The 14,260-nt window shown below is 46.1% G+C and carries 10 protein-coding genes; 4 read left to right on the forward strand and 6 right to left on the reverse strand.

Annotated features, from left to right (window positions below; genetic code table 11):
• The first annotated feature begins 22 nt into the window (after positions 1-22).
• Together AB4138_RS13890 and AB4138_RS13895 are read left to right on the forward strand one after the other, a co-directional pair.
• Positions 23-3,058 (forward strand): FAD-binding and (Fe-S)-binding domain-containing protein, encoded by a 3,036-nt coding sequence (locus AB4138_RS13890; RefSeq protein WP_017066184.1) that lies wholly within the window; start codon positions 23-25, stop codon positions 3,056-3,058.
• 66 nt (positions 3,059-3,124) lie between these two features.
• Positions 3,125-3,586 (forward strand): isoprenylcysteine carboxylmethyltransferase family protein, encoded by a 462-nt coding sequence (locus AB4138_RS13895; RefSeq protein ID WP_017066183.1) that lies wholly within the window; start codon positions 3,125-3,127, stop codon positions 3,584-3,586.
• 91 nt (positions 3,587-3,677) lie between these two features.
• Here the strand turns inward: AB4138_RS13895 and AB4138_RS13900 are convergent, their stop codons facing one another.
• The 6 genes from AB4138_RS13900 to hutC all read right to left on the reverse strand — a co-directional run bounded on the left by AB4138_RS13900 (position 3,678) and on the right by hutC (position 11,021).
• Complete coding sequence (locus AB4138_RS13900) at positions 3,678-4,403, reverse strand: DUF3581 domain-containing protein (protein ID WP_017067089.1); 726 nt, start codon at positions 4,401-4,403, stop codon at positions 3,678-3,680.
• Between the two features lie 211 nt (positions 4,404-4,614).
• Positions 4,615-6,147, reverse strand: a complete 1,533-nt coding sequence (gene hutH, locus AB4138_RS13905) for a histidine ammonia-lyase (RefSeq protein WP_017067090.1) — start codon at positions 6,145-6,147, stop codon at positions 4,615-4,617.
• A gap of 14 nt (positions 6,148-6,161) precedes the next feature.
• On the reverse strand, positions 6,162-7,856 hold the full coding sequence (gene hutU / locus AB4138_RS13910) for a urocanate hydratase (protein ID WP_017063597.1): 1,695 nt from the start codon (positions 7,854-7,856) through the stop codon (positions 6,162-6,164).
• Positions 7,857-7,928: 72 nt separating this feature from the next.
• Positions 7,929-8,957, reverse strand: a complete 1,029-nt coding sequence (gene hutG / locus AB4138_RS13915) for a formimidoylglutamase (protein ID WP_102393420.1) — start codon at positions 8,955-8,957, stop codon at positions 7,929-7,931.
• The gene (hutI, locus tag AB4138_RS13920; protein ID WP_372306430.1) at positions 8,944-10,194 is read right to left on the reverse strand and encodes an imidazolonepropionase; all 1,251 of its coding nucleotides are present in this window, start codon (positions 10,192-10,194) and stop codon (positions 8,944-8,946) included. The genes hutG and hutI overlap by 14 nt, the downstream gene beginning before the upstream one ends.
• A gap of 113 nt (positions 10,195-10,307) precedes the next feature.
• Positions 10,308-11,021 carry a histidine utilization repressor gene (hutC, locus tag AB4138_RS13925; protein WP_372129914.1) on the reverse strand — a complete coding sequence of 238 codons (714 nt, stop codon included), beginning with the start codon at positions 11,019-11,021 and terminating at the stop codon, positions 10,308-10,310.
• Positions 11,022-11,202: 181 nt separating this feature from the next.
• Here hutC and AB4138_RS13930 point away from each other — a divergent pair, with 181 nt between their 5' ends.
• Both AB4138_RS13930 and thrS read left to right on the forward strand, forming a co-directional pair.
• Complete coding sequence (locus AB4138_RS13930; protein WP_372306433.1) at positions 11,203-11,946, forward strand: sporulation protein; 744 nt, start codon at positions 11,203-11,205, stop codon at positions 11,944-11,946.
• 384 nt (positions 11,947-12,330) lie between these two features.
• On the forward strand, positions 12,331-14,259 hold the full coding sequence (gene thrS, locus AB4138_RS13935; RefSeq protein WP_017059786.1) for a threonine--tRNA ligase: 1,929 nt from the start codon (positions 12,331-12,333) through the stop codon (positions 14,257-14,259).
• Position 14,260 lies beyond the last annotated feature (1 nt).

Raw genomic sequence — 14,260 nt, forward strand, 5'->3', positions numbered from 1 at the left:
GCGAAGTAGGGGCAGGAAGCAAATGTTACCAAGACTTCAACTCAATGCTGATGTCGATCCAGTTGTTGTACGCTTTTTAGATGAACTAAAAACAGCGGGCTTTACTGGCGACATTGAATCTCAATATTCTAGCCGTTTGGCTGTGGCGACTGATAATAGTGTCTATCAGCAATTGCCGCAGGCGGTCATCCTTCCTAAAACAACGCAAGACGTTGTGCTTATCGGTAAAGTGGTTTCTAAATCCGCTTACGAACGCGTGACTTTTTCCCCTCGTGGCGGCGGTACCGGAACCAACGGACAATCTTTAACAAAAGGTGTCGTGGTTGACCTGTCGCGATACATGAATAAGGTTCTTGAGATTAACGAGAAAGAGGGCTGGGTAAGAGTTCAGTCTGGTGTCGTTAAAGATCAATTGAACGACGCTGTTCGCCCTTATGGTTACTTTTTCTCTCCAGACCTTTCTACCAGTAACCGAGCAACCTTGGGTGGCATGATCAATACCGATGCTTCGGGCCAAGGGTCATTGAAGTACGGCAAAACGTCTGACCATGTATTGTCGCTGCAAGCGGTGTTCGCAGATGGTTCATGTCTAGAATCTGATTTATCACACGGCTTACCTGTAGAGGGTGAATTCGCTCACCATGCACTTGCGGTGACAGAGGCGGTTTGTCGAGACAAACGCGCTCAAATCTTAGATAAATTCCCTCCGCTGAATCGCTTCTTAACAGGCTATGACCTAAAGAATGCAATCAACGAACAAGATGACAGCTTTGACCTAACTCGCGTTCTATGTGGCGCTGAAGGTTCTTTAGCATTCATCACGGAAGCAAAGTTAAACCTAACCAAGATTCCAAAAGCGCGCACACTGGTTAACGTGAAATACAACACGTTTGATTCTGCGCTGCGTAATGCGCCGTTCATGGTGGAAGCGAAAGCACTGTCTGTTGAAACGGTAGATTCAAGAGTATTGAACCTAGCGAAGCAAGACATCGTTTGGCACACCGTGAGCGATTTGCTGACTGATGTTCCGAACAAAGAGATGCTTGGCATCAACATGGTTGAGTTTGCAGGCCAAGATGAAGCGGAAGTTGAACAGCAAGTTCAAGCGCTGACTGCACGCCTTGAAACCATGGTTGAAAGCGAAGAAGCCGGCGTGATTGGTTTTCAAGTTTGTAGCGATTTGGCGAGCATTGGCCGAATCTACAACATGCGTAAGAAAGCAGTGGGTCTGTTAGGTGCGGCGAAAGGCCGAGCTAAGCCAGTCGCTTTTGCTGAAGATACTTGTGTACCACCAGAAAACCTCGCGGATTTCATCTCTGAATTTAGAGTGTTACTCGATTCAAAAGAGTTGAATTACGGCATGTTTGGTCACGTTGACGCGGGCGTATTACACGTTCGTCCAGCATTGGATCTGTGTGACCCGATGCAAGAAGCATTGATGCATGAAGTCTCTGATGAAGTGGTTAAGCTGGTGGCGAAATACGGCGGTTTAATGTGGGGCGAGCACGGTAAAGGTTTCCGTTCTGAGTATGGCCCAGACTTCTTTGGTGAAGAGCTGTTTACCGAATTAAGACGTATTAAAGCAGCATTCGACCCGCACAACAAGATGAACCCAGGCAAGATCTGTACGCCTTTAGAAAGTGACGCTGAATTGGTGAAAGTCACCGATACCAAGCGTGGTTTCTACGACCGTCAGATCGACGTACAAGTTCGTGACAGCTTCAAGCAAGCAATGGAATGTAACGGTAACGGCTTGTGTTTCAACTACGATACTAGCTCGCCAATGTGTCCTTCAATGAAAGTTACGGCTGACCGACGTCACTCACCCAAAGGCCGCGCAGGCTTGGTAAGAGAGTGGTTGCGTCAACTGACTGAACAAGGCGTTGATATTCTCGACCTTGAGCAAGAAGCGTTGAAAGACAACACACCCGTTAAGACTATGATTGAGCGTGTTCGCAATACGATGAACAAACGCCATGAGTACGATTTCTCGCATGAAGTTCATGAGGCGATGAACGGTTGTTTGGCGTGTAAAGCGTGTGCGAGTCAATGTCCGATCAAAGTCGATGTACCAAGTTTCCGTTCTCGATTCTTGAACATCTACTACTCGCGTTACCAGCGCCCTGCAAAAGATTATCTAGTTGCCAACATTGAAACCATGCTGCCGCTGATGGCGAAAGCGCCAAAAGTAGTCAACGCTGCATTGGGTCAAAAGTGGATCCAAACGGCAACAGCTAAAACGGTCGGTTATGTTGATGCACCATTGATGTCGGTGCCTACGCTCAAAAATCGTCTAGCGAGTAAAGAGCTGCAACTCTTCGATTTACAGTATTTAGAAGGCTTGTCTTCTGAACAGAAGAAACAGCATGTGCTGATCGTTCAAGACCCGTTTACCAGCTTCTATGATGCCGAGGTGATTGAAGACTTCGTCACTCTGGCTCAAAAACTTGGCAAAACTCCGGTACTGCTGCCGTTCAAACCGAATGGTAAAGCGTTGCACATCAAGGGCTTCTTAAATCGTTTTGCACGTGAGGCGAAATCGACTTCGGATTTCTTGTCGATGGTGGCGGATATCGGAATTCCTTTGGTCGGTGTTGATCCTGCTCTTGTGCTTTGTTACCGCGATGAATATGTCGAGATCTTAGGTGACAAGCGCGGCGACTTTGATGTACTTACTGTGCATGAATGGTTAATGCCATCGCTAGGTGAGTTCGAAGCACGCTCAGCAAGTGAAGATATGTGGTACTTGTTTGCTCACTGTACTGAGAAAACCAAAATGCCGAACGCTGAAAAAGAGTGGGGTACTATCTTCAAACACTTTGGGGCGGCGTTAACCAGCGTTCCTGTCGGCTGTTGTGGTATGGCGGGAACTTTCGGCCACGAAGTCGATAAGCTACAAATGTCGAAAGACATATATGGTTTAAGCTGGAAGCCTCAAATGCAGGACTTACCAAAAGATCGTTGCTTGGTGACGGGCTATTCTTGCCGCAGCCAAGTGAAGCGTTTTGAAGGTGAGAAGCTTGCTCACCCATTACAGGCGCTAGCAAAAATTCTCTAATACATTTAGCCCAGCAATTGCTGGGCTTTTTTCTAAACTAACAAAGGAATGTTAATAAGGAAAAGTATGAAATTTCTAGAATTAAAAGTACCACCAGTTGCACTGTTCATTATTGTATTCGTAGCATCATACTTCTGCGCTCAACAGTTGAGCCAAGGGACACTGGCATTGCCTTATGGAATGATTGTGTTAGGAATCGGAGTCACATTGAGTGGTGTGATCGGAATATCCGGCATATTGGAATTTCGAAAACAGAAAACCACCGTTAACCCGATCAAAGTAGAAACCGCTTCAGCCGTCGTGGACAGTGGAATTTTTGGCTACACGCGAAACCCAATGTACTTAGGGTTGTTCATCCTGCTATTTTGCTTTGGCTACTTCTTCCAGAATATCTTCAGTGTACTACTTAGCTTTGGCTTCGTAATCTACATGAATTACTTCCAAATCAAACCCGAAGAGCGAGCACTAGAACAATTATTCGGCGCAGAATATGTTGATTACAAACAAAAGGTTAGACGCTGGATTTAGTGATGATTTGAGTGCTGGCTTAGTAATCGAAATAAAAAAGCCCAGCTTGAGATTATCAAGCTGGGCTTTATTGATCTTGTTCTAGAGCTGATTAAGCAGCTGCTGTGAACTGAGCTAGAAACATCTCTTTGCGTTCGTTGAAGCGGTTTACTAGGTCGTCTACAGAAGCTTGGTCGTATGGCTTAAGGCCACTTGCTACCATACGCTTCACGCCTTTACCTACTACTTCGCCGTCTTCTTTGAAATCGAAGTTCAGGGTCACGATGCCACGTTTGCCTTCAACATCAAAAGTCGCGCCAGAGAATTCAACTTCTGGGTGAGACAGGTCTAGGCGAGTAAATTCAACTTCCATGCTCTCGTAAATCACTAGAGGACGTTGGCAGTTGATCATCATTTGTTGTTCTTCCATAAGAGGAACCATGATGTGTGGGAAGTTCATGCCAGAGAACTTAACGTAGTTTGTTACTACGTGCTCGATGAATGCTTGATCATGGCTCTTCTCACCTTCACAAGACATGTGTAGGTACTCTTTACCATTTGCATCGATAAGTGAGCTCTCTTTTTCACACTTGTTGTCAACGCTTAACGCAATACCGTTACCAACCATACCTGAAAAATCAAAACGCATTTTTTGGCTGATGCCTTCTTTTTGCAGAAGTACTGCAAATAAAAGATCGCCAGGTACACAGAAGCGCTTGTTGTCTTCATCGTGAATCGGGTTGAAATCGCCAGCTACTTTTTTAGCAAAGTGGCTTGCTTGTTCACGAGTGAATTGAAATTGATTGTCTTCAGTAGAAAAGTAAGGTGTCAGAAACATAGTATCGCTATTAGTCATCAAATCTGGGGTGGATTATAGCTAACTAACTTCGTTCTAATGGTCTATCCAGTTAACTTTGCTTATATATCAGTCGATTAGATAAATACGTTGGATGGTATGTGACGATTTTGAGGGGAATAGGGGCTTGGATTCAATGCAACAAGGGCTAATCAATAGCCCCTGTTTATATGACGTGCTATTTCGCCAAACCTTAGAAGCTACACAGTAGGCCTTCTGGCATTAGATGGTTATGCACTGATAATTTGAGCAGTAGATTTGCTTGCTCGATATCAGGTGAGAAGTAACGGTCTTTGTCGTAGAAGCTGACTTTCTCGCGCAGTATCTGTTTTGCTTCTTCTACTCGAGGAGAAGAGAGATTTGGTGCTCTAAAATCCAAGCCTTGTGCTGCTGCTAAGTATTCAACAGCCAAGATGCCACGGGTGTTTTCTGCCATGTCACGCAGTCGACGACCCGCAAAGGTTGCCATAGATACATGATCTTCTTGGTTTGCCGATGTTGGAAGGCTGTCTACTGAAGCTGGGTGTGCCAGTGTTTTATTCTCGCTTGCCAGAGCAGCAGACGTTACTTGAGCAATCATAAAGCCTGAGTTAACGCCGCCGTTATCGACTAAGAAAGGTGGAAGTTTGCTTAGTGCGCTATCAATCAGCAGTGCCATTCTTCGTTCAGAAAGGCTACCAATTTCTGCAATCGCAAGTGCTAGGTTATCCGCTGCCATTGCCACAGGTTCTGCGTGGAAGTTACCACCTGAAATAATGTCGCCGTCTTCAGCAAATACCAGTGGGTTATCCGATACCGAGTTCGCTTCAACGTTTAACGTTTCTGCTGAATTACGAATTTGCTGTAAACAGGCACCCATCACTTGAGGCTGACAGCGCAACGAGTAAGGGTCTTGAACCTTTTCACAGCAAGTGTGTGATTCACCAATCTCACTCTTTTGATCAAGCATATGGCGATAAGCAAGCGCGGCATCCATTTGACCACGATGACCACGAACGCGATGAATTCGAGGGTCAAACGGACGACGACTACCCAGTGCAGCTTCAACAGACATTGCACCACATACGGTTGCAGACGCAAACAAGTCTTCCGCTGCGAACAGACCTTCTAATGCAAAGGCAGTCGATGCTTGTGTGCCGTTTAACAGCGCTAAGCCTTCTTTCGGCGCAAGTGTGATTGGTTCAAGACCTGCGATCTGCATTGCTTCTAAGCCAGTGATGATCTTGCCGTTGTGGCGTGCTTGGCCTTCACCTAGCAGAACGGTACTCATGTGGGCGAGGGGAGCAAGATCTCCAGATGCGCCTACTGATCCTTTTTGTGGAACACACGGGTAAACCTGCGCGTTCACAAGATCGATAAGAGCGTTAATCACTTTGAGGCGGATACCAGAGTAACCGCGAGACAAGCTGTTAATCTTCAATACCATCATCAAGCGTACGGTTTCATCAGACATGAACTTGCCAATGCCCGCAGCGTGAGAAAGTACGATACTTTTCTGTAGAACTTCGAGATCTTCAGGCGCAATCTTGGTGTTTGCTAATAAGCCAAAACCCGTGTTGATGCCATACACAGTGCGGTCTTCAGCAATCACTTGTTCGACAACTTGCATGCTCGCTTCGATATCCGGGATTGCTGCAGGATCGAGTGATAAGTTCACAGGGCTACGGCTGATTTTTCGAAGTTCAGATAGGCCAAGAAGTCCTGGCTTAAGTAATAAGTTCAACATGTTCTCTCCAGACATTAAAGGCGACGAAGTTCTTCGTTTAGCATAGGTAAATCAAGCTTCTGCTCTTTGGCACATTGCTTGGCAATATCGTAACCTGCATCAGCATGACGCATAACGCCGGTTGCTGGGTCATTGTGAAGTACGCGAGCAATACGCTGTGATGCATCTTCACTGCCGTCACAACAAATCACCATGCCTGAGTGTTGCGAGAAGCCCATACCAACGCCACCACCATGGTGCAAAGAAACCCAAGTTGCGCCGCCCGCTGTGTTCAGAAGGGCATTCAATAGAGGCCAATCTGATACGGCATCTGATCCATCCATCATGCCTTCTGTTTCGCGGTTCGGGCTTGCTACTGAACCTGAATCTAGGTGGTCACGACCGATAACAACTGGTGCTTTCAGTTCGCCATTTTTCACCATTTCATTGAATGCTTGGCCTAAGCGTTCACGATCTTTCAAGCCAACCCAACAAATACGCGCTGGCAGGCCTTGGAACTGAATGCGTTCACGCGCCATATCTAGCCAGTTATGTAGATGTGGGTTGTCTGGAATCAGTTCTTTTACTTTTTGGTCTGTTTTGTAGATGTCTTCTGGGTCACCAGATAGTGCCGCCCAACGGAAAGGACCAATACCTTCGCAGAATAAAGGTCGAATATAAGCCGGAACGAAACCTGGGAAATCAAACGCGTTTTCTACGCCTTCTTCCAGTGCCATTTGGCGAATGTTATTACCGTAATCCACGGTCGCTGCGCCGCGGTATTGCAGGTCTAACATCGCTTGTACTTGAATCGCCATAGATTGCTTAGCGGCTTTCACCACTTTTGCTTCATCAATGGAGCGCTCTTGTGCGGCTTTCTCCATCGTCCAACCTTGCGGCAAGTAGCCGTTAAGAGGATCGTGGGCAGAGGTTTGGTCAGTCACCACATCAGGTGTGATATTGCGTTCAACTAACTCTGGGAAGACGTCTGCGGCGTTACCTAATAAGCCAACAGAGATTGGCGTGTCTGACTCTTTAATCATTGCCATCGCTTCATCTAAGCTGGTGGCTTTTTTGTCTACATAGCCAGTACGCAAGCGGTAGTCGATTCGTGATTCATCACACTCCACTGCGATCATTGAGAAGCCAGCCATCGTTGCAGCAAGAGGTTGAGCGCCGCCCATTCCACCAAGACCGCCCGTTAGAACCCACTTGCCGTTTGCTTCACCTTGGAAGTGCTTCTTCGCGATAGCGACAAAGGTTTCGTAAGTACCTTGAACGATGCCTTGTGAACCAATGTAGATCCAGCTGCCCGCGGTCATTTGGCCGTACATCATCAAGCCTTCTTTATCGAGCTCGTTGAAGTGTTCCCAGTTCGCCCAGTGTGGAACAAGGTTCGAGTTAGCGATCAGTACGCGAGGTGCGTTTTTATGAGTCGGGAACACGCCCACAGGTTTACCTGATTGAACAAGTAAGGTTTGGTCGTCCTCTAAACGCTCTAATACTTCAACAATTTTGTCATAACATTTCCAATCACGTGCCGCGCGACCAATACCGCCATACACAACCAGTGCATGTGGGTGTTCTGCCACATCAGGGTCTAGGTTGTTCATCAGCATACGCAGTGGTGCTTCTGTTAACCAAGATTTAGCGCGCAAAGTGGTGCCGTGAGGTGCGCGAATTTCGCGAGTCGTGTCGAGACGAGGGTCACTGTTGTGGTGTTCCGTCATTTTGGAATTCCTTCTGTTTCACGTTATATCGTTGTAGTTGTAGTTGTAGTTGTAGTTATCTGTATAGCTGGATTAGTCGCTGGCCATTGCACTGGCAATATCCCAACATAAACGAGCCGCTAATCGAGCCGTTTGGCCATCGACGTCGTAGTCTGGGTTGTATTCCGCTATGTCCGCGATAATGAGTTTTTCACTGTGTTGGAAAATCTGTTCTAGAAAAGGAGCAAGCGCTTCATAGCTCACGCCTCTTGCCGCTGGTGCACTTACGCCCGGCGCAGTAGCTGCGGGGAAAACATCGAGATCAATGGTGAGATAGAGATAATCACACTCAACGATGAATTTTTGTAACTTGATCAGTTGAGCGACTTGATTCACTTGGGTCATGTTGCGGTCGTGTTCATACCACACGCCCAGTTGGTCAGCTTTGTTAAACAGCGCTTTGGTATTGCTGGCGGCACTCACACCAAGACAAGCGTAATGAAACGGCCATTGATGTGCGTGGCAGTAATCACTGATCTGGTTAAAAGGCGTGCCGGAGCTCGGTTTAACATCGGTGATGTCGCTTTCAAATTCACGAAGATCAAAGTGAGCATCAAAATTAACGATGCCGATCTTAGGATTGTGTTCTGATTGAATTTTATTTAGGTGCTCAGCGAGACCTTGGAACGTTGCCCAAGCCACCTCGTGACCACCGCCAAGGGTAATCACTTTGTTGGTTGCTAAGGCATTGGCAATCACAGAAGCACACTGTTTTTGGCTGACTTCTAATTGACCATCATTGCACTCGATATCACCAAGATCGGCGATGTGTGCGTCACTGTGCCAAGCCATATTCGCCAACGCTTGGCGTATCAAGTTAGGTGCTTGTTTCGCGCCCACGCGTCCTTTATTTCTTGCAACACCGGCATCGCTGGCAAAGCCTACCAAGGCGATATCACCGTCAGTCAGCTTGTCACTTAACTCACTACTTTGCACTTGCTTGGTAATGTGATGAACGCGAGTACCGAGTGCGCCATCTTCAAGATCATTACGTCCGGTCCACACAAAGTTATGCACGGTTGTTGCGTTCTCTTGGATACCGTTGGATTTAGATTGAGTCATGACACACCTCGCCATTAACAATGCGTTTATGCAGGTGAGGAACACCGACTTGATAGCTTAGATCTGCAGGGTGGTCGATGTTCCAGATAGCCAAATCTGCGGCATAACCGATTTCGACTTTGCCTTTGGTTTGTGACTCACCAATGGCAGCCGCCGCGTTACAAGTTACACCGCGTAGCGCTTCTTCAGGCGTCGTACCAAACAGGGTGCAGCTCATGTTCATCATCAGCGTTAAGTCTGCAAAGGGAGATGTGCCGGGGTTTAGGTCGGTCGCGATCGCCATTGGGATTTTGTGTTCACGAAGTAAAGCAATAGGTGGCTGTTGAGTCTCTTTCAAGAAGTAGAAAGCCCCGGGTAATAAGGTGGCGACTGTGCCTGATTCTGCCAGTGCTTTTACTCCGGTTTCATCAAGGTATTCAACATGGTCGACAGAGAGTGCACCGTATTTAGCTGCGAGCGCACTGCCGCCCATATTTGAAAGTTGTTCAGTGTGACCTTTAATCGCTAGCCCATGTGCTTTGGCAGCTGCAAATACACGTTCGGTTTGTTCTAAGTTGAAGCCGATAGATTCGCAGAACACGTCAACGGCATCGGCGAGCCCTTGCCCCGCAGCTTTAGGAATGATCTCTTGGCAAACCAGATCTATGTAACGATCTGGTTGTTCTTTGTATTCTGGCGGTACTGCGTGTGCTGCAAGGAGAGTGGTAGTGATCTTAATTCGGCGATGATTTTCTAACGCTTTAGCTGCACGTAACATCTTGAGTTCGTCTTCAAGTGTTAAACCATAGCCCGATTTTACTTCGATGATGGTTACGCCACTTCTTAGCAGGCCATCGAGTCTAGGTAGTGCCATTTCAACCAGTTCAGACTCTTGCGCTGCGCGTGTTGCAGTGACTGTCGCAAGAATCCCGCCGCCTTGTTTGGCGATGTCGGTGTAAGAGATACCATTCAAACGCTGTTCAAATTCGTTGGCGCGATTGCCTGCAAATACGAGGTGAGTGTGGCAATCAATCAGACCTGGGGTAACGAGCTTGTTTTTGCAATCATAGGTGATGTAATCCGCAGAGTTATCAGTGCTCGGTTGTTCTACCTCATAAGCATGAGCCTCATGGTTTGAACAAGAGATAGACACGATCTTACCGTCTTCGATAACGATATCTTGAGGGGAAGAGGGCTGATAACCGTCGGCTCCCGAACTCATGGAGACCACTCGTGCGTTTTTGAGGATCAAATTCATAATCACCTAGATCTTTGCTAAATATTAAATGTATATACAAATAAATAGGCTAAACGCTGACCTGAATCAAGTTGATGTTGCAAAAATGTGATCGGCGATCAGGATGATGTTCTTTAATCTAGAAGTATCTTGGAGCTTAATTTGTACTTAGAGCCAGGATGGTAGAGCAATGCAAAGCTGATGAGGCGTTCTTTGCTCCATGTTCTTCTATTCAAAAGAAGGCAAGGTTCTGATTCAGATAGCTTTAGTGACGTTCTGATTTGAGAATCTGGAATAATGGCTTCAACCGTGTGCTCGATAGCACTTAACGGGCAGCTTTTTGAAAGGTATTCGTTGGGCGTAGAGGTTGAAAAGTCTTGCTCTAGGTATTTTGGTGCGGCTTGAGAGTTCACCCAGCGCGCTTCCAATTGAATCGGCGCGTTGTCCGCAAAGTGGATGATTTCACTATAGAATACTTCGGCATTGATCATTACACCTAACCGTGTGGCGGTGCTTTCATCAGCCTTGATACTATCGTGCTTGATAACTTGACTAGCATACGTTTGGCCTCGGTCTTTGATCTCTTGCGCGATATTGTTGATATCAAGCAGGGGAGATTGTGCTTTTTCGTCTGGTTCACAAACAAAAGTACCCAGCCTTGGTTTCCTGATTAGCTTACCTTCAGACACCAGATCTCGAATGGCTTTATTGACCGTCATTCGACTCACATTGAACTGCTCGGTTAGTTCAAGCTCTGTGGTTATCTGGTAACCCACTGGCCAGTGACCACTACTTATATTGTCGTCTATGAACTGTTTTATCTGAAGGTAGAGCGGTGCTTTCGACATAATGAAACCTTATTTGACTATACAAATAGAGTAACGGAATTTTTCACGATTTCAACATTTCCTCGGGCAATGTGACCTTATTCAACATAGATGGGGCAAATTGCTTGATTCTGTGAGGTAAGTGTCGCAAATTGTCACGCAAGAACTATTCGTAAATCAGATAATTAGAAAGGGAAATAATATGTTTAAGAAATTAAAGGCCTCGTTGGGCATCGGTGCAGCAAAGGTTGATACTGTCTTAGATAATATTGAAGTTTTCCAAGGTGGAGAGTTGTCTGGCAATGTTCACATTGTTGGTGGTGACGTTGAGCAACAAATCGACCTGATCAACTTGGTTCTCAACACAGAAGTAAAAGTAGAAACGGAAGATAGCACCAGCTACGAAACCTTTTCACTGGGTCGTATTCAAGCCGTAGAGCCTTTCGTTATCCAACCGGACGAAACCAAACTGGTTCCATTCCGTCTTAAGTTAAATGATGAAACGCCAGTCACCGCGTTGAACGCACAAATGAACCAATGCCATGTGTGGGTTGAAACCAACCTAGATATAGGCTTCGCGATTGACCCTAAAGACCGTGACTTTATCTCCGTACACCCATTGCCAACAGTGGCTAAAATCATCCGAGGCGTGGAAGCATCAGGTATGGCAATGGTGAAAGCAGACGTAGAGAAGGGCTTCTTAAAAGGCAACAGCTTTGCTTCTCGTTCGGGTTGTTACCAAGAGATTGAATTTCGCAGCGGCGGTTTCATGAATAATAAAGAGATCGAGCTGTCATTCATCGTTGAAGGCTCAATGGTTCACTGCCTAGCAGAAATCGATCGCTCAATGAGCTTCCGTGGCGATCAATACATCTCATTCAGCTTGCCTGCGAACGCTGCCGATTCAGACATTCGTAACGCAGTCTCAAGAATCATGAATGCGTAGTTGCTCTCTCTGTTAGTCGTTACTCTTTCTATTAATAGAGACAAGACAGTACGATTTCTAAAGCCGAACTTATCCGTTCGGCTTTTTTGTATTGTAGATAAAGCCAACGAATTACTGATTGAACTATGGGTTAGGCGTTAGAAGGATCTATATAGAAGAGACATTTCAGTCATATAGTTTTGTGGTGCTGCGGGACTAACATTGTCATTTCATATTATTTCGTTACAATGCTCGGATACCTACAAATAGGGCATCTGTATTTGCTTCTATGTGGGTATATTTATTATGCATATATCCCCAATCAGCGTACTCGTTGATTGAAAGACATATATTAAACATTTTCATGTGTTGCTTGGTGTGCAACACCACTGTAAAGGACAAATAATGCCAATTATTACTCTTCCTGACGGTAGTCAGCGTCAATTTGACAACCCTGTATCAACTCTAGATGTTGCCCTATCAATCGGTCCTGGTCTTGCGAAAGCTACCATTGCTGGTCGTGTAGACGGCGAGCGTGTTGATGCTTGTGATCTTATCGAAAACGATGCAAGCCTAGAAATCATCACAGCTAAAGATGAAGTTGATGGCCTTGAAATCGTTCGTCACTCTTGTGCTCACCTTTTAGGCCACGCGGTTAAGCAGCTTTTTCCAGAAGCGAAAATGGCGATCGGTCCTACTATCGATAACGGTTTCTACTACGATATCGATCTTGAGCACTCTCTAACGCAAGACGATCTAGAAAAGATCGAAAAGCGCATGAAAGAGCTAGCGAAGACCAAATACCAGGTTGTTAAGAAGAAAGTTAGCTGGCAGGAAGCGCGCGACGCATTCGAAGCTCGCGGCGAGACTTACAAGATTGAAATCTTGGACGAGAACGTTTCTAAAGACGATCGTCCAGGCCTGTACCATCACGAAGAATACATCGATATGTGTCGTGGTCCACACGTGCCTAACATGAGCTTCTGCCAGCACTTCACTCTACTTAACGTAGCGGGTGCATACTGGCGTGGTAACAGTGACAACAAGATGCTTCAACGTATCTACGGCACTGCATTCCACGACAAGAAGGCACTTAAAGCTCACCTTGTGCGCCTAGAAGAAGCGGCTAAACGTGACCACCGTAAAATCGGTAAAGCGCTTGACCTATTCCACATGCAGCAAGAAGCACCAGGCATGGTGTTCTGGCACCACAACGGTTGGACTATCTTCCGTGAGCTAGAAGTATTTATTCGTCAAAAACTGACTGAGTACGATTACCAAGAAGTTAAAGGCCCATTAATGATGGACCGTGTTCTTTGGGAACGCTCTGGTCACTGGGATAAGTACGCTGAAGCGATGTTCACTACTTCTTCAGAGAACCGTGAATACGCTATCAAGCCAATGAACTGTCCTGGTCACGTTCAAATCTTCAACCAAGGTTTGAAATCTTACCGTGATCTACCGCTACGTATGGCTGAGTTCGGCTCATGTCACCGTAACGAGCCGTCTGGCGCACTTCACGGCATTATGCGTGTTCGTGGCTTCACTCAAGATGATGCTCACGTATTCTGTACTGAAGACCAAGTTCAACAAGAAGTTAAAGCTTGTATTGAAATGGTTTACGATACTTACACAACTTTCGGCTTCGAAAGCATCGTTGTTAAGCTATCTACTCGTCCAGAACAGCGTGTAGGTTCAGACGAAATGTGGGACCGTGCAGAGGCTGACCTTAAGCAAGCGCTAGAGGCAATGGACATTGCATACGAGATTCAAGAAGGCGAGGGTGCGTTCTACGGACCTAAGATTGAATTTACTTTGCATGATTGTTTGGACCGCGCTTGGCAATGTGGTACAGTGCAGCTCGATTTTGCATTACCAGAACGTTTAGGTGCTACTTACGTAGGTGAAGATAACGAGCGTCACACGCCAGTTATGATCCACCGCGCGATTTTAGGTTCACTAGAACGCTTCATTGGTATTCTTATTGAAGAATACGCTGGCTTCTTCCCAACGTGGTTGGCGCCAGAACAAGCAGTTGTAATGGGCATTACAGACAAACAGTCTGAATATGTACAAGAAATTACGAAAAAACTGCAAAAAAGTGGATTTAGAGTCAAAGCAGACTTGAGAAATGAGAAGATTGGCTTTAAAATCCGCGAACATACTTTGAAACGTGTACCGTTCATGCTTGTGTGTGGTGACCAAGAAATGGAAGCCGGCGAAATTGCAGTACGTACACGTAAAGGTAAGGACCTTGGCAAATTTAAAGTGGATGACTTTATTTCATACATCCAAGCCGAGGTTTCAAGCCGTAAGCTCAATCTGGAGGAATAGC

The organism is Vibrio sp. 10N.286.52.C3, assembly GCF_041468865.1.
Taxonomy (GTDB): domain Bacteria; phylum Pseudomonadota; class Gammaproteobacteria; order Enterobacterales; family Vibrionaceae; genus Vibrio; species Vibrio crassostreae_C.